General features: G+C 56.4%; 9 protein-coding genes and 1 tRNA gene. 6 read left to right on the forward strand and 4 right to left on the reverse strand.

The features are described from left to right. Positions 1-70 precede the first annotated feature (70 nt). Positions 71-238, reverse strand: a complete 168-nt coding sequence (locus PSR62_RS22000; protein WP_173442681.1) for a hypothetical protein — start codon at positions 236-238, stop codon at positions 71-73. 332 nt (positions 239-570) lie between these two features. On the opposite strand from PSR62_RS22000, the gene PSR62_RS22005 reads away from it, so the two are divergent. Next, positions 571-644 (forward strand) — tRNA-Asp (locus PSR62_RS22005). Positions 645-847: 203 nt separating this feature from the next. Here PSR62_RS22005 and PSR62_RS22010 read toward each other — a convergent pair. The 3 genes from PSR62_RS22010 to PSR62_RS22020 form a co-directional block, all read right to left on the reverse strand. Continuing rightward, positions 848-2,989: a DUF1583 domain-containing protein gene (locus PSR62_RS22010; RefSeq protein ID WP_274405121.1), complete on the reverse strand. Its 2,142-nt coding sequence runs from the start codon at positions 2,987-2,989 to the stop codon at positions 848-850. 74 nt (positions 2,990-3,063) lie between these two features. Continuing rightward, positions 3,064-6,396: a DUF1583 domain-containing protein gene (locus tag PSR62_RS22015; protein ID WP_274405122.1), complete on the reverse strand. Its 3,333-nt coding sequence runs from the start codon at positions 6,394-6,396 to the stop codon at positions 3,064-3,066. Between the two features lie 10 nt (positions 6,397-6,406). Beyond that, positions 6,407-9,814: a DUF1583 domain-containing protein gene (locus PSR62_RS22020; protein WP_274405123.1), complete on the reverse strand. Its 3,408-nt coding sequence runs from the start codon at positions 9,812-9,814 to the stop codon at positions 6,407-6,409. Between the two features lie 379 nt (positions 9,815-10,193). Between PSR62_RS22020 and PSR62_RS22025 the strand changes: the two genes are divergently transcribed. From PSR62_RS22025 to PSR62_RS22045, 5 genes are read left to right on the forward strand one after another with little or no spacing between them, the layout of a single operon-like run. Beyond that, positions 10,194-10,862 (forward strand): RNA polymerase sigma factor, encoded by a 669-nt coding sequence (locus tag PSR62_RS22025; protein ID WP_274405124.1) that lies wholly within the window; start codon positions 10,194-10,196, stop codon positions 10,860-10,862. A 31-nt stretch (positions 10,863-10,893) separates the two neighbouring features. After that, the gene (locus PSR62_RS22030; protein ID WP_274405125.1) at positions 10,894-13,482 is read left to right on the forward strand and encodes a DUF1549 and DUF1553 domain-containing protein; all 2,589 of its coding nucleotides are present in this window, start codon (positions 10,894-10,896) and stop codon (positions 13,480-13,482) included. A 12-nt stretch (positions 13,483-13,494) separates the two neighbouring features. Next, positions 13,495-14,838, forward strand: a complete 1,344-nt coding sequence (locus tag PSR62_RS22035) for a DUF1501 domain-containing protein (protein ID WP_274405126.1) — start codon at positions 13,495-13,497, stop codon at positions 14,836-14,838. Further along, positions 14,835-16,598: an EF-hand domain-containing protein gene (locus tag PSR62_RS22040; protein WP_274405127.1), complete on the forward strand. Its 1,764-nt coding sequence runs from the start codon at positions 14,835-14,837 to the stop codon at positions 16,596-16,598. Before PSR62_RS22035 ends, PSR62_RS22040 begins: the two co-directional genes overlap by 4 nt. Before the next feature lie 60 nt (positions 16,599-16,658). Continuing rightward, positions 16,659-17,765, forward strand: coding sequence for an AAA family ATPase (locus tag PSR62_RS22045; protein ID WP_338020106.1), 1,107 nt, complete (start codon positions 16,659-16,661; stop codon positions 17,763-17,765). Positions 17,766-17,813: the final 48 nt, after the last annotated feature.

Consider the following 17,813-nt stretch of genomic DNA (forward strand, 5'->3'; position numbering starts at 1 on the left):
AGGTCGGCGGCTTCGCTGATTCAAATGGTTGGTCGCTTTTCGAGATCGATTGCTGGATGCGAGGTTCCGTTCAAATTCGGAACTTGTCACCGCGTAAGCAGAGGAATCCACTCAACACGGATGCGGTGGAAAGCAGCATCCACTGGAATTTTGTCAGGTGCAGGAAGTAAAGTTTGAACTCCCACCAACAGTCCCAGAAGTAATCGACGATTGAAAAGGCGAGCAGGAAAGCGTCCATGGCGGAACTCTCGATTGCATGTGTTTCACGGGATACGTGTTACCAAACCTAGTTCGGGGTGCCTCCATCGTCGGCCAGTTCCCTGACCCGCGAAGCAGAAACCCTCAGATGCGAGATTCCCGCAAGGTTTGATCGCTAGAACCGGCACAAAACGACTCCTTTGAGAGCCGACCGAACAAAATTTTCGGCGACCCCTCAGACCGGCCTTGCAAGCAAACCGAGCATAGATATACTCCACCCCATCACAGCGGAGATGAGAGTTTCTTCGTTTCACTGTGAGCCTTGGAAGAAGATTGAAAGTCGTTTTCGAACGCTTTGATCTCCCTCTGCGAGGCGCGGTAGCTCAATTGGTTAGAGCCCCGGACTGTCGATCCGGAGGTTGCGGGTTCGATTCCCGTCCGCGTCGCTTCAAAGAAAGCCCAGCTGTTTCAGCCGGGCTTTTTTTATGCGCAGGTGGAATTGCCTCCGGCATCTCACCCGTAGCCAGATTCGCACCACCGGAGCCGGATTCGCCAAGAATTCGGTTCCCGCCCGACCGGATCTGACTCTCCGCCCGAGACTCGATCGCGGCGAACACGATCGAGTCAGCTTTCGATGAGCAGAGCCGGTTCAGCGATCGACGGTTGCGAGCGGGTTGGCGAGAAATTCTTCGGGAATGGTCTCGGGCCAATCACCCTTCATCACGACGCTCTGAATCTTTGCCGGTGCGCCGCGACTGGATCGATACAGCCCGAATTGAGTGCCGGCTCCGGGTTCGAGATCGCGTTGGTAAACCAACTCGTCATTGAGATGGACCAACACCTTGCCGCCAAAAAGCTCGAGGCGGACATCGTTGTCCTCATTCGGCTTGAGGGGGAGGGAACGCGGGCCTCGGCGGCTGAGTGGCTCCAGGGCTGCGTTGTCCATCGGCAAGGTCGTCCAGTCATTGCTGCCCGTCGTCAGCCAGCGGACTCGCATGCCGCTTGGTTCCAGCAAGAATGCCATCCGACCAACCGCTGGATGCACAATGGAAGCGTCTCCGTCAAAAAAGAATTGGTAAGCAATTGATTCCCCATCCCCAAGCGGGCGCTGGTACTGCAACAGCCCCGGATGCTCCGCGGCAGCTGGATCCTGTTTCGCGTCACCAAGCAACACACCCGACTGGACCTGCCAATCCAACTCGCCCGCGGTTGGTTCCAAATCCGCCGGCGCCGATCCAACCGTCGCTGCGGCTGCCTTCTTCCGAAACGGGAGTTGGGCCTCGTCATAGAAACTGGATTGCCAGCCCCGCAGCTCCTCTCCAGCAATCAAGTTGACTTGCCTGGGAATGACAGGCTTGCCCGTTAGCAGCAGGTTGCGGAACACGGGTCGCTTGGTGCCGGAACTACGCAGCCCCAACCAAGGGCTGGTGCGTGCCGCCTCGTCATCGAACCAAATCGGATGGAGGTTCGATTCGAACTGACTTGTTTTCTCCGTCGAGCGGATTGAGACTCGGTTGAAGACGGGGTGCGACGCGGTCCGTGCGAACGGCGACGGCTGGTTGATGCGATGCTGTGTATCGGCGTCCCAAACGGAAAGCGTCGTGTTGCGGCCTGTCGCTTGGAAGTGAAGCCCGCCATAAACGAGCCCACCATCGGTGCCGATCGATCCACCCGATTGCGTTTCGCAAACGAAATCAAATGAACCGACCAACGGGAAACGGCAGAACAAAACGTCAGCGGCTCCTCCCGCCACGTGCAACACATGTCGTTCGTGAGTGAGCCACATCCCATTCCTCTGGCCACGCTGAATGTCCTTCGCGGTTTGAACAGTCACAGGAACCCAGTGCTGCATTTGATTCTGAAACAACGACTCCGCCGGCGATTCACCACGATGACTCTGGACGGCAAGGGCATGTGCGATTCGCAGGAAGGGACGCATTCCGATTGATCGCTCGTCCACGGCACGATCCACCAAGGATGCCAAGCAGGCTTCTCCGGCCGCCTGAGTGGCTTCGTGCTGCATCGCCGCGGCAGCGATCGCAGCAACCGTCATGTCGCGAGATGCAAGCGGTGTGGCATCCGCTTGCGGATTCGCTTGAGCTTCGAAGAATTCGCTGGCCATCTCCAAATTGCCACGCGAACCGAGCAACTGTGACAGCACCAACATTTCTTCGGCACCGGAAACGTTCTGCTCGTGAAGCTCCTCCAAAACGATTCGCAATCGTGGCAAGCGTCCCAGTTCATTCGCGGCCTGCAACAGCGCCCACCCGCTGCAAAAAAAACCAGGAACGGGGCCCACCGATGCGACCGCAAAGGTGTTGTCACGAGGGCGTTCTCCGATCGAGCGAGCAAAGACTTTGGGGGGGGCGTCCGTCGGCACAGGAGTGGACAAAATTCGAACGCGTTTGCGTTGCTCGGTCGGCAGCGTCCACTTCTCCAGCAACTCATACTGTTGATCACTGCTCAATTGCACCAAAGAGCGATTCAGTGCAGCCGCGGCCGCAGGCAGGTCGCTGTAGAGCATGTCGGAGATTGACAACGAGTTTGCGGCCTCATCGAGCGTCTTCCACGCGGCCTTGGGATCACGATCTTGCAAGGCAGGCAACACGAGCGCCGCATAAGACGGTTTGGCTTTCGCAACCGAGGTCGTGTCAATCAAATCCGCCAATCGTGCCAGCCCGTCCTGTGCAGCAACGTTTGGCGCGCTTTGAGACACGCCAAACAAAGCGACCATGCCAACGAAAGCAACCGCAATCCTCTGCCACGGGACCTTGCTCCGACGTGAGTGCACGCTTGAGTTCAATGCCGAGTTGCGACATGGGATCTGAATCATGGGATCCGTGATATGAATCATGAGAGAGTTGTTCAACGGAATAGGTTGCGAATGGAATCGAAGACACTGGTGGGACGTGGAGTGGGTTCGGCAGGGTCAGGCACAGCAAACACCTGTCCTTCGCGACGCCTGGTTTGCAGAGGGGCACCCAGTGTGGCTGCCGCTGCCTTCACGCGAATGGATTTGAACAGGACCTCTGAGGTGCGTCCTTCCCCACCGGTGTGCAAAATCATGCGGACCCGCATTGGATCGATGGGTTGGCCTGAAACACGAATGGCCCCTAGCATCAACGCTTGCTGCTCCGCCTCACGTCCCGAAATGCAATAGCACATGTCACCGCGTCGTGCGATGCGGAGGTAGTCCGGTTGATCGGACGGTTGATTCCCGAACATCTGGTAGGTTGACCTTCCGTTCACAAGAATCCGCGACATGCCTCGGCTGACGACCGATCCGGAATCAGACTTGCTTATCATCGAATCGACTTGAGTTTGGTTTTCGTCGCTCCATTCGATCTGCAAGTACAACTGGGTCTGCTGTCCCTTGGTCGGGGTTGGCAACTTCGGAGCATCAAAGTGAAATGCGATATCGAAATCACCTTCGATTCGATGCATCAGTGAGACACCTGCACTCGTCCATTCATCCGAGCCCGGAGCGATGACCTGGAGACCGGAAGCAGATCTCTGCGACTCTCCCCAATGGTAAAGCTCCGCTGGTTTGCCAGGCGTTTGGGTGAAGTCATGGACAAAAGAGATTGGCAGAAGGTCGCGTTGTTGGTCCAGCGACGCCAGCGACTCCTGGTGGTCGATCTCGTTCCCGATTTCCAGGCGTTCTGCGCGAACCTGTAACTCCGTGAACCGAGTGCTCACCCGACCACCGGGGCCCTGGATTTGAACGCCGAACTGGATCCCCATGGACTTCAGATCATCCCTGACAAATCTCTCTTCGCCAATCAAATGAAAGTAGTCAGAATCTCCATCCGCAGCCAAGTAAAAGACTTTGTCACCACGTCGTGACAACCGCAGCCGTCCAGCGTCACTGTCGCATGGGATTTTGCCGAAGTAGTTGCGACGTTGTTCTCCGTTGACCGTCGCCATTCTCAAACACTGCAGCATTTGATCGCTGTTGCGATCATTGACCCACTGGATCAACGCCATGTCTTCCTCTGGCGTGTCTGCGACCACATGCATTCGGACACTGCCGATCTTTTCCTTCTGTGATTCACATTGAAGTTGATCGTAGGAGACGATGACATCGAAGTCACCTCCGAGTTGAATGTCGGGGGCCAGCAATGTTCCGCGGTACCCTGTCTCGCTGACTTGGCTCAGCACCACGCCTTCGTCGGTCGCGACCACAGTCCTCGCCGGATCACCTTCCGCTTGGACAAACCGTCCTCGAACAAGCGCAGCAAGATCAATGCGATCGTTCAACTTCTCACCAGGATTATCTGCCGTCCAGTCCAACCGCCCGCCGAAATCACCAGCGAGTTGCTGCTGCTCGATGTCTGGTAGTTCGGTGGGCCAATCGCCCGTCCAACGTGCGTTCCGGACTCGCAACGACGACTGATCGGCGTAATGAAACACTCCAAAGCAGGGATGCACACCGTCGCTCTCGATCTCCGATGTGTGAATCACCTGACCGTTCAATCGGAGAACGAGTTCATCACCTCGACGCTGCAATTGCAAATGATTCCAGGCATTCCCTCGCAAGGGAATCGACTGGCCTTGCCCGACACCCACCGGGCGTTCATTGTCGGGTCGCAAGCCACTTCGGTCATAGCGTCCGTCGGTCAGCCGATGTTCGCTCACACCCTGCTCCCGAATCAGATAACAAGTTCTCCCGAAAGCGGGATGAGCCTCCCAGCGTCCGTTTTCATACCAAAACTCGTACTCGATCACGCCATCCTCAACCATCGGCCGGATGTACCGCAGAAGATGCTCGACATGACTGCCATGAGGCAGGTACCCGATGCGAGGATCGAAAACTTCCGTGGTCACACCTCCCTGGGAACCTTCCACTCGAGTTGCTGACCAATTCGCGAGTTGATTCAGACGAGTGCCCGGGTCTTGGTAATAGTCATACCAACCCAACAAACCGGTGGATTCGACCATTTCAATGCGGTCTGGAATGACCGGATTCCCCGTGATTCGCAGGTTGTCGACGCCACCCTGGACTCGGTAGTTGGTGCGAATCCCAAGCCATGGGTACACCGAATCGCCAACAGGTTGACGGTGGATTTCGCGACCGTTGATCGACGTTGTCACCACCCCGTCTTGCACACTCGCCCGCGTGCGTAGATAGCCGTAGCGGTGGGTGTCGGTCAGTGCACCGCCGATGTTTGTCCGCCCAAGTTCCTGCCGCACATTGCCCAGCATGCTTTGAGTGTGGTTGTAAACCAGCCCTGCATAAAACCCGCCGACCAACAAATGCGCCTCGCGGTAACCAAACCCGGTTGTCATCGCGTCCACGGTGTAGTCGCCCTGCAGAGGCGACTGGAAAAACAGAATGTCGTCGCCGTAATTCGACTGGTTCCGATACTGCCCTCGGGCAAAGGATGGATTGGGAGAAGGGAACGCATTGCCGTGCTCGAAGGCACGTTCGAGACTTCCCATGAACCACTGCGGCTTGTCCTCGACCAAGCTTCCTGGGCCATCAGGATCACTCAGTTTGACCTGAGCGGCAACGAGGTGACGAATCCAAGCGGGCCGATCGTATTCCTTTCGGTAAGCCAGCGTGGTGAACAAAACGAGTTCACGAATCGCGGTTGTTGATGGTGCGACTTGGACCGCTTTCTCCGCGAGCAACACGATTCCATCCCGCGAATGTTTCAGCAACAAATTGTCAGAGCGAACAAGTTTCAGCAACTCATCCACACCTTCCTCCACCGTCGCCGCATCGTTCCTTTCCAATGCGATGAGAACAAGCAACACCAGTTGGTCACAACGTTCAGCCGGTGTCCTCACAGGAATTTGATTGATGTCATTCAAGAATGAATCAAGCTGATTCAATTCCTCTGCCAAACGAATCAATTGCAACGCTGGTGAAACGATCGTGGGACGCCTTCGCTGATCATCGCCCAGGTCTCCGAAATCAGCGGTGATGCGGGGGCTCGCAGCCTTCGGTCCGCCGATCACCCACGACTTCAGATATCGATAACGTTCGGCCGGCTCGAGTCTTTCCGCCTGCTGGCAGACCATGGCTCCTGATTCCGAAACGTGCTGATCACTCAGGATCCAAGCGGCCGCAACAGCATCCGATCGAACGGCATCCTCGTTGCCGAACGAAGAGTTGTTCGCAGCCGCACACAGAACGAGAGCGACGAGAAACGAGAAGCATCTCAAAGCTAATGGATTGATTGAAATATTCATGATGCCAGCTTTAGCGAAACCAATTGCGAATGGAGTTGTAAATCCGCGAAGGCACACTGTCCTGAACGGGGCTTTCGGTCGCCGAATTCTCAACCGGCATCACCACGGAGGGAGCCGTGGCCCAATTCTTTGCCGGCGTGGCGGGATCGGTATGGATCGACATCCTTTCTAGCACAGCCCGCATCTCACCGTGGTTCAAACCGCCAATGAACCAGGTCTCCGCCTGGGTGGCCACCACTTCACGCTTCAGCTTGTAGGTGGCAACCAGCTTCTCGTCTTCGGTTCCAGCGACTCGGTAAAGGTAGTACAGGGTCTGATCTCTCAAAGCGATTCGTAACTGATCGGGTGACTCAATGACTGAAACGCGTAGAACTTGATTCTTCACTTTGCCAGCCTGGTCACGCCCCACAATCCGCGGCCGCAATTCGATCCTCCCATCGGACATGTGGCGAGCGATCAAAGTCGCCTCGGTGATGGTCAAGTGTGTGGGATCAACTTCTTCCTCGCCTATTTCGGATAGATTCAACACGACCACCGTCTCCGTTGTCATGCCGCTATCACGGTTCCCCATCGCTTTGACAACGGTGAACTCGGATTGAATATCGGCCTGCAGTGTTTGTTGCAAAGGCTTGAGGACCGCGACCCTTTCGGCGGTCTGTTCTCCACCCAATGCGGTGAACAAAATCCCTTCCGAGGTCTCAGTAAAATCCTCTGTCGGACCATCCACCACGATCCAGTCCCCGTTCAGCATCCCCTGCGTCGTCAGATCGATGTCCAACGCATGCATGCTGTCTCGTGATTGATTCAGCTCCTCGATCGTGCCGGCTGGATCTGATGGTTGCAACAGATCAATGACGTCTGCCCGGATGATGACTTCCGTCCACGTCCCGCTAACACTCATGCCTTTGCCGCCCACGCTGTAGTTGTAAAAACCGAGTGGCGGCACGGGCCCGAGCGGGATCTCAGTCGAACCGATCAAGTGAAACTGCGATGAATCACCTTGAGCGAACAATCCGTAGATCGTTCCTCCTCGCCGGACCAACCGCAGGCGTCCGGACGTGGAGAGTTCCCGACGTGTCCACCCGCGAATCCACTTGACTCCACCATGTTGATTGATCTCATTGTGGGAAAACGCGATGTCAGGCAAGCCACTCAGGCGATCTCGACGAATGCACATGTCCAGGCGACTTCGCTGTCCATTTTGCAGTTGAACGTTGATCCCGAGTCCGCAGTGCCATGTCGGTTCCTCGTCTCCAAGTTGCAAGTCTTTGAAACCAAAGGTGATTTCAAAATCACCATCGATGGTGCCGCTCAGCCGGATCGCGGCTTGATCGGAAGGTGATGCTCGCACCAAGTGAATGCCATCGGGCAACTGTGACAAACGATCCGCCCGCCCATCGACCTCGAACACGTTGGCTGGAATGCCTTTTCCAAAGTCATGTTCGAAGTGTTCGGGAAGAGCTTCGGCGGCCGCTTCCAATTCTTTGACCAGGCTGGAAGCGAGCTCCTGCTCCGATACTTCCGGCAACGCGTCATGCCAATCGCCGCTCAGACGCAGATTGCGGACCGCCGCGCGAGTTTGATCGCGATAGTGGAACAATCCAAACGTGGGTGACTCACCAGCACTGATTTGCTTCTCTGCGACTGGTTTGCCGTTGAGTGACACGACGATGCGGTCGCCGTTGAATCGAACCTCAACCTGATTCCATCCCTCCACCAACTCAGGTGACGTGCTGCTCACTGGTTTCGTTCGGTTGTCGGGGCGAAGCGGCGCCTGTTGATGCATTCCATCGGTGATTTGATGCAGAGCAACACCGGAGGAATCCATCAGAAACGCGGTCCTGCCGACACACGGGAACACGGCAGTCGCAGTTGCGTTGTACAGAAACTCGTACTGAATGCGTGCGTCCCAAACGATGGGGCGGACGTAGACCAGCAAGTCTTCGTCATGCGATCCGAACCGATCACTGGTTCGCTCGCTGACCAAATTCAACGAGCCGCCGTCCTCTTGGATGCTCCAACTTCCCAGACCGTTGTTCAAATCCGTGTCGTAGTAGCTGGACCAACCTCTCAGTGACGAATCACTCAGCAGATCGATCGATGGCGGCGTCACTGGCGTCCCCGAAATTCGCAAGTCAGCGATGCGTCCCTTCGAGCGACGCCAACCTCGGATGCCAACCCAGGGTGCCGAGGAGTTCTGCGATGCATCGACGTGAGTCCGCCGTCCATTGAAAAAGTGTTCGACTTGTTCGGTGGAGCTGCTCACTCGCAACAGGCTTTCGCCTCCCAACGGCTCGATCGGCCTGTTCACTGGCACCTCCCTGTTCCCCTTGGCAAAGCTGCCGACCGACGAGATTGGTCGCGAATCCGATGGGCTCACTGCAATCCCGCCAACCATCAGCTCACTGAACGCTCCGTGGAGGGTAGAGACTTCAGCAACCGTTTCGAAATTGCCCTGCAGAGGATTGCGAAAGACGAGGTAGTCCAGCTCATGCCCGGAGACTTTCACGACGCCTCGATCATGCATTGCAAAGCGAGGCAAAACATTCCCGTGCCCATGGGAAGCAGCGTCGATTCGGCTGAACACATCAAACGAATCAGGAACACTCGCAAGCGATCCGTGCGTCCGCGCTGAACAGTGATCCAACAACAAACACAAGAAATCCGCCGTCAGGTCCAACTCCGCGTTGGGGATAAAATCCCGAAGTCCAGAGAACGCGCCGAACAATTCTTCGCCCACCAGATCAGTGGTTGCAGGGTTCTCAACGGCCGTCCACAAGACGATCAGATCCGCCCACCAAACTTCGGCCGCGTTCTGATCTTGCCAGGGTCGATTCTTCGCGAACCGTTCGGTCAGTCGCTGCAGCACATCAGCTTGCTCCGACTCGGCAATCGCCAGCAGCGTCAGCAGCGTGTCCTTCGCCTGATGCTGGTCGTCACGAATTGGTTTCCATTCCACAATCCGCGCCTTCAACTCTGTCTCGAGTTCCAACTTCACCGCCAAAGTGATCAATTCGCGAGCCGGGCAACAGATCCATCCACTTTCAGGATACTCCGACAACGGCACCCAACTTCGCGCCGCAACATCGGGGGTCGTTCCCGCGGGCCGAGCAATCGAACCTTCGATACGGAGTCCGTGGCCATTGCCGGGGAAGACCCACCGACATAGTTCTTCATACTGCTGTGCCGGGGTCAATTCATCAATTCGCGTCAAGAATTGAACCGCGTTTTCTTGAAGCGTTTTCTCACCGATCAAGTGATTCAGTGCCGTCGCATCATCCATCACGGATTCAGCGGTCCGAGGCGAGTCCGCGGAGCGAACGTCGACGCTCATCCATAGAACAGCGACGCACACGGACAACCGACAAGCGAACCGAAGCAAGCCTTTCGAATCAACAAAATCTGTTTCAAATTGCATTGGGTCTCGCAAACTCAGGCTTCATCGATAGTTCCCCACCTAAAGATTGTCGCTGCAAGCACGCCGATCACACGCAGAAATTCTTGAATTCGTCTTTTCTCCATTCATCGCGATTCAGCAGCAACGAATCCTTTCACTCGATTGATAGCGAAACGGAAGAGCCGAAGGCGTCTTCAGCCGGTTTGAGAAGGTCCGCTTGGGATGCGTTTCGCGTGTTGAAGATGCTTCGGTGCATTCGCCTCCGCTATGATTCATGCCTCTCAGGACCGCTTTCTAAGAATTCCAGACCGATTCCGCGGGTGAATTCTCGAGCGGCCTCGACTTACTTCTGATGTTGCAAACCGCGGGTCCGTGATCCTGCCGATTGGCGAGACCAATTTTGAATAATGCTGAACTCATTGACGGGCTGCGAAATCGCGATCCCAGTGCAGCGCAATACCTGAACGATTGTTTTGTCCCATCGATCTGGCGTTTCGTTTTCTATCGCGTGGATCGAGATGCGCACCTAGCGGAGGACATCGTTGCGGAAGCGGTCTTGGCGTTGATGTCAGCCGCGATCGCGGACACCGAAATTGAGAACCCTGCTGGATGGCTGAGAACGGTCGCACACCGACGCATTCAAGATCATTACCGAGCTGCCGCCCGGGTTCGGCACCTGATCGAAGACGCTCAATATCAGGGTGAACCCACCGACGAAAACGACCCGGCCACGCAGCATGACCAGGAACAGCAACGCGAGAGCGTTCGTGAAGCGGTTGGCGTTTTGCCCGAACACTACCAACAAGTCCTCGAATGGAAATACGTCGACCAGATCAGCGTCAAAGTGATTGCAGCGCGTCTGGACACGACCGAGAAGAGCGTGCAAGGGACGCTGTTTCGGGCTCGCCAAGCCTTGCGTGATCAATTGAAAACCGAACCGATTCCTCCGTCGCCGACACAATGCTCCAAGCCATGCGATGAGTCCCCACGCCCATCCAATCCCCAAGATCCCCCCTCCCTGAAATCAACGTCACCATCCAAACAGGTATCGGCTTGGTTTTTCACGTAAAAACTGAGCCAGGTTGCACAGGTTCGCTTCCATGACATCCGAACGTCCATTCAATCCGTCGTCAGTCGACAACGATCCGTCCGAGTTGCATCGCAACGAAGAGGATGAATCGTCGGTGGCATTGCTGCTGGCAGACGCACTCGATGCGCCTCCCGTGCCGCGTTCTTTGACCAAGCGATTGGATGCCGAAATCACCGAGCAATGGGGTCACTCACCAGGACTGACTGGTTCTCGTGCAACCGGAACCGTCACACTCGCCGGTGCCAAACGGGTGATCAAAACTTCGTGGTGGTTGGCCGGCACCGTTGCCGCCTCGTTGATGCTGATCGTGTTTCTGGCCGGTGGTAGCAACACCTATGCGTGGGCCACTGTGCTGGAAGCCATGCAACAACACGGATTGATCCAAATCGCCGACGCCGATGGCAATCGTTGGCTGGACCTTTCAAAACGAATTGCGTGCGAGCAGACACCTCAGCAAACACGCTGGGTTGATGTTGACCGGCGGATGGTATCGATCAGTTCGGGTCAGGCAGAAACGCGAACTTCATCGTTGGCAATTCCCACAAACGTCTCACCGACGAACGAGGAATTGCTGGCGATGATGCTGCTGGGCCAGCCATTGACAGCCCAATCGATCGAACAGTTTCGCGGGGTCCGCATCGTTCATCAAGATTGGCAAAAGCGTTCCGATTCGGGGCGAACCAGGGTGGATTTGGAAGTTGAGTTTGCAACCCAGGATGACCAACGATTTGAGTTGTCGCTGGAGCTCGATTCTGAATCCAAACTGCCCCAGTCAGTCAACCTTGGCAGCCATCAACCAGATCGTCTCCAACCCTCTTCGTTGACTTATCTCAACGAGTCAACGACGGAACTTCAATCGCGTTTGATGCTCGCCAAAGTGGATGCCAAGGAGGCGGCCAACGCTCCTTCACCGGAGCGAACGGCAACAAGCGATCGTGCGAACACGGACCAGCCTGAACGGGCGAAGAATCCACCCAGCGAGGGCGGAGACCACTCGCCCCAACCGGTCGGCAACACAAGCGAATCCGTCGTGGCGTTGCCAATCGGCCCCGCCAACAAGTGGCAACCGGTGGCGGTTGTCCCACGAGCGAGCGAGCAGGTCATCTCCCGCGTGGACGCGATCCTGGATGAACTTTGGCAAGAACGTCAAATTCGGCCCGTGGATCGTGCGACTGACCTGCAACTGCTTCGCCGCGTTCATTTGGACCTCGCAGGACGAACTCCCACGGTCACCGAAGTCCGACGCTTTCTCAAAAACAATTCCGATGATCGCTATCAAGAACTGGTCGACCATCTGCTCGACACCCCCGACTACACCTCGCAAATGGCAGCCGTTTGGCGATCCTTCTTGATCCCAGAAGGCGTGGACCTGGAGGCATTTGGAGGCCGCGAAGCGTTTGAAAAATGGCTCGCGGAACAATTTGCCGATGATGAACCTTACGACAGAATTGTGCGACGACTGCTGCTCGCTGAAGGACGCTTGGCCCAGTCCGGCCCACTGCTGTTCTACACCGCATTGAAGTTGGACGCCGACCAATTGGCTGCTCGCACGTCCCGTGTTTTTCTCGGCATGCGGTTGGAATGTGCTCAGTGCCACGACCACCCGTTCGAACCCTGGTCGCAAGAAGACTTCTGGAGTTACGCCGCATTCTTCGCTCAAATCTCTCGCCCCAAGGCGATGCTCGAAAATGTTTCCACCGTCATGCAAGTGCGTGATGTCGATCGGGGGGAAGTCATGCTGCCCGAATCGGAGCAAGTCATCTCGCCGCGATTCTTGGGCCAGGAATGGGAAACCGCGGACGAAAAACAGCCGCCCGCTCCGCGTCGTCAACGTTTAGCGACTTGGTTGACCGGTCCGGACAACCCTTACTTTGCTCGCGCAACCGTCAACCGTGTGTGGAGCCACATGTTTGGCCGTGGAATCGTGGATCCAGTGGATGATTTCGGCGAAAACAATTTGCCCGTGTCCGCTGAGTTACTCGACACGTTGGCGAGCCAGTTCATTGACAGCGATTTCGATTTGAAGCAGTTGGTCAGAAGCATTGCACTCACGCGTGCCTATCAGCTTTCCAGCAGTTCCAATCGCGATGATGACTCGTCCGATGACATTGAGGAGCGACTGACCACCTTTGCTCAAATGAATGTCAAAACGTTGACGCCCGAGCAGGTCTATGACTGCATCGCGGTGGCGACGTTGTTGAATCAACAGAACGCGGAGTCGGATTACACACTTGCCCGATTCGGGAACAACCAACGCGACACATTCCTTCAGCAGTTCGCCGCGCCAGCAACGAGTCGCTCAGAGTATTTGGCGGGAATCCCACAAGCGTTGATGCTGATGAATGGATCGCTGATCGCACAAGCCACCCACGAACAGAGCAGTGGCTTGATTCGTTCGCTGGACGCTCCCTTCTTCACCGACGAACAGCGGATCGAAGTGCTGTTTCTTTCAACACTGTCCCGACCGCCTCGATCGAACGAACGCGAATTGGTGGCGGAGTTCCTCCCCGCCGATGCCAGCCGTGAACAGCGTCACACCGGACTGGCTGACTTGTTGTGGGCGTTGATCAACAGTTCCGAATTCACCCTGAACCATTGACGGAGCGTCTCCATGTCATTTCCCCAGATGAATCACTCAACACGTCGCCGCTTCATGCACTCGATGGCCGCGGGCATTGGCGGTGTCAGCGCCAGTGGATGGTTCCCTGCACTCGCGGAAGCTGCCGCCAACGATCCCAAACGCCGTCGTCACTGCATCCTGCTGTGGATGAGCGGCGGCCCGGCCCAGACCGACACCTTTGACATGAAACCGAATCATGAAAACGGTGGCGAATTCAAAGAGGTGCAAACGTCGGCTCCTGGCTTGCGGTTCAGCGAGCACCTGCCGAAACTCGGTGCCATGGCGGACAAACTCGCCGTTTTGCGTGGTCTGTCCACCAAAGAGGGCGATCACGGTCGCGGATCGTATCTGATGCGAACCGGCCAAAAACCAATGGGTCCGGTTCAGTACCCGTGCCTCGGCTCCGCAATCGGCAAGCAGTTGGCGGAGGACACGATGAGTCTACCCAGCAACGTCAGCATCGGGACTTACCGAGCCTTCAATCAAGATGCGTTTGGCCCCGGGTTTCTCGGCCCCCGATTTGGACCTCTGTTCGTTGGCGCGACGGATGTGCCGGGTGCCATGTCCAGTGGCGAAGATGGTTATCCCAATCTGAAAGTGCAGTACCTGGATCGAGCCAATGGCATCGATGCGGAACGGATGGACCAACGGTTGAAGATCTGGCGTCGACTGCAATCGCAATTTGTGACCCCCCGACAAGCGGGCGCGGCGGGAATGCACAACGAAGTTTACGAAGGTGCCGTGCGATTGATGAACAGCGATGATGCCAAAGCGTTTGATCTCTCCGATGAACCCGAAAAACTTCGCGAGGCCTATGGCAAGAACGTCTTCGGCCAAGGCTGCTTGATGGCTCGGCGCTTGATCGAACGAGGTGTTCCCTTCGTGGAAGTTTCGCTTGGAACGGGCAGCACATCGGTCGGCTGGGACACGCACACGGATAACTTCAACGCCGTGGAAGACCTTTCAACCACGCTCGACAACGGTTGGGGAACCTTGATGCAAGACTTGGAAGACCGAGGCTTGCTCGAATCAACGACGATTCTGTGGATGGGTGAATTCGGACGCACACCCACGATCAATCCCAACGCGGGACGCGACCACTTCCCGAACGCTTGGTCCAGCGTGCTTGCCGGTGGCGGAATCGCCGGTGGGCAAGCGTACGGCAAGACGAGCGAAGATGGCACCGAGGTTGTCGATGGCAAGATTGGTGTTCAAGATTTGATCAGCACGCTCTGCAAAGCGTTGGGTTTGGGCAGTGCACCCAGCAACATGTCGCCCGGCGGTCGCCCCATCCCCATCGCCGAAGGCCGAGCCATTGAGGAAGTGTTGGCATGAGTCGCCTCGGCAATCGAAACGTTGCGTTGATCGCATTTGCCGTTCTGAGTGCGTTCGTTCCATGCTTCAATGGCGTTGCCGTTTGTGATGACACATCGGAATCGCTCGACGCTGAGCCATTGGCAAGCTCGCAGGTCAAGATGCTAAGCAGCAGCACGCCAGAGCCTCGGCAGCCGAACATGATCACGGGAGTTCCCATCGCTCCTCCGGCCAGTTTGCCCGCCGAAAAACTGCCTCAGTACCGGATCGAACTTCCACGCCACACCGAAGCGGATGCGTCCTTCGCAGACGGTCAAATCCAGTTCGCCATCACGCATCCAGACTTGCTGACGCAAATCGGTCGTCCCTTGCGTGTCAAAGCGAAGGTCCAAGTGGATGGTCAACCATTCAGTGAAGTTCGATCTGCCTACGCAACGTCCGTCCAAAACGTCGAGCAGCCGCCGTTGATGGAGCAACTATCGGATCTAGTCGAAGCGGTTGCATCAGCGTCCGAGTCCGATGCAGACGAAACAGAAGCTGCCTCCGAGGATGGGAATGAAGAGAACGGGAATGCAGAGGATGAAAGTGAAGAGGACGAGACTGCGGAGGACACAGATGATGAAGACGCTGAAGATGCGACTCCGCCCATCAGTCCAGCAACGGTGGCTCCCTACCGCATGACCACCGCCCCAGACGAAACGATGCGTCGATTCGCAGAGGCGACCGGTGAGGATCTAACTGATCTCGAATCGAATTGGTTGCTGAGTCATTGGACGCTCGGCCCGCCGTTGCTGGTGGTCCATCCCTATTTCCAAAGTTTCCGATCGGATCAACGTCCCGCCTTTGACGTCCTGGATCGAGATCGTGACGGCACCGTGTCACAACAAGAGTTGTTGCAATCGGTCGAATCATTCCACAAATGCGACGCAAATCGTGACGAAGTCGTCGACGCGATGGAACTGGCAAACGCTGCCGACAACCTCAAGGACCCGGCCCACATTCCACTCTCAAACGGTCCGCTGCTCTGGTTGCCCGATGATTTAATTGGCGTCCAAGAAAGCGATCCGCTGCTGTATGAACTGGTTCGATCACTGGACGAAGACCAGGACGGAACCGTTTCTGAATCCGAAGTGAATGATTGGTCGGTCCAAGCAGCCGACATCGAAGTGTCGATCAACTTCTCCACTGCATCGCCCGAGTCGGCTCGTGTGGACGTCGTCCGAATTGGCAAAGAGGTTTCGGCTAATGTTGTGCCTACCACGAATGCCAATGGAATCGACGTCGCATTTGAAACGGTCACGGTTCGTTTGTGTGGGGTCCAAGAAAGTCCATCGCCCGAATTCGCGAAAGCGATGTCTGGACAGGTTTCTCTCGGAGCGATCGTGGATGGTTATCCGCTGCTGCCGAATTTGGACCCAAATGATGATGGTCGATTCACCATTCGCGAATTGCGAAATTTGGAACAGCTTCTGCGAACGTTCGACCGCGATGGCGACCAATCCATCACCCGCTTGGAAGCCGCGTCGCCGATTCGTGTTTGCATCGGACTCGGGCCAACCGCACACCGTGAACTGGCGAACGTCCGAGACACAAGTCAACCCAAGACTTCGCCCAGCGTGACGGCGCCCGAATGGTTCCAAAGAATGGACCGAAATCTCGACAACGACCTCTCCCGCCGAGAGTTCCCAGGCACCGACGAACAGTTTCGTTCGCTCGACGTCGATGGTGACGAACTGATTGACGCCGGTGAAGCACAAACATTTGAACAAGTGTCGGAATGACCGCCCCTCGCGAACATCCTTCCGGCCATTGAATTGGCAACCAGAAAAACTTGCATCCCAATGAAAGATCCATCGGAGAAGACCATGCCCAGCCGTCTCGAGACGATCAACGCCGCCAACTCGAACCACACCAACAACCATGCGACGGAACCCGAGCTCGATGTTGCGCTGGTGGTGGATCAAATGCACGAGAAGCTGGCCAAGTTGCGAGAACAGCTGGCGGGAGTCATCGTCGGTCAAGAGGAAGTCGCTGAACAACTGCTGATCGGGATCCTATGTCGCGGACACTGCATTCTGCAGGGCATGCCGGGACTCGCCAAAACGATGATGGTGTCGACGCTCGCATCACTGACCGACCTGAGTTTCCGCCGCGTGCAGTTCACACCGGACCTCATGCCCGGTGACATCACCGGCACCGAAGTCCTGGAAGAAGACCACACCACTGGCAAGCGGATTTTTCGCTTCGTCGAAGGGCCATTGTTTGGCAACGTGATCCTGGCCGACGAAATCAACCGCACACCACCAAAGACCCAAAGTGCGTTGCTGGAGGCGATGCAAGAGCACCAGTTGACGGTCTGCGGAAAGACCTACCAGTTGCCCGATCCGTTCTTCGTTTTGGCCACACAGAACCCCGTCGAAACGGAAGGCACGTATCCCTTGCCGGAAGCTCATCTGGATCGATTTCTTTTGAAGATTCATGTTCGTTACCCCAGCCGCGAAGAGGAACGCGAAATTGCTCGGCGACAAACGACGGACTACTCCTTCGAAACCAAAACGGTGCTGGATGTCGCACAGATTTCTCAGATGCAGTCGCTCGTCCGCAGCGTCGTCGTCTCGGACCAGGTCTACAACGCCGCCCTGGATTTGGTCCGGGGGACGCGACCGGACGAGGGCATGATGTCCGCCGAATTGAAGAACATGGTTCAGTTCGGTGCAGGTCCGCGAGCCACCATCGCCCTGTTGATGGCGGCGAAAGCCCGAGCCTTGATCAATCGCCGCTGTCACGCCACGGTGGCTGACTTGATCGCCGTTGCGCCCCCCGTGCTGCGTCACCGAGTCATTTTGACCTTCAATGCCGAAGCCGCCGGAGTCGACGCCGATTCGGTCCTCGAAAAGATCATCCAGCAAACGCCATCACTGAAAAAGAACTCGCCGGTCATCAGCTAAGCAGGTCGGCTGGAATGATCGGGCACAACCATGTGAGCCGTTTGGGCG

The sequence above is a fragment of the Rhodopirellula sp. P2 genome, from assembly GCF_028768465.1.
Classification (GTDB): Bacteria; Planctomycetota; Planctomycetia; order Pirellulales; family Pirellulaceae; genus Rhodopirellula.

Coding starts and splice junctions, on each gene's coding strand:
- PSR62_RS22000 (WP_173442681.1), bottom strand. CDS start 238: ATGGACGCTTTCCTGCTCGCCTTTTCAATCGTCGATTACTTCTGGGAC.
- PSR62_RS22035 (WP_274405126.1), top strand. CDS start 13,495: ATGTCATTTCCCCAGATGAATCACTCAACACGTCGCCGCTTCATGCAC.
- PSR62_RS22015 (WP_274405122.1), bottom strand. CDS start 6,396: ATGAATATTTCAATCAATCCATTAGCTTTGAGATGCTTCTCGTTTCTC.
- PSR62_RS22045 (WP_338020106.1), top strand. CDS start 16,659: ATGAAAGATCCATCGGAGAAGACCATGCCCAGCCGTCTCGAGACGATC.
- PSR62_RS22020 (WP_274405123.1), bottom strand. CDS start 9,814: ATGCAATTTGAAACAGATTTTGTTGATTCGAAAGGCTTGCTTCGGTTC.
- PSR62_RS22030 (WP_274405125.1), top strand. CDS start 10,894: ATGACATCCGAACGTCCATTCAATCCGTCGTCAGTCGACAACGATCCG.
- PSR62_RS22040 (WP_274405127.1), top strand. CDS start 14,835: ATGAGTCGCCTCGGCAATCGAAACGTTGCGTTGATCGCATTTGCCGTT.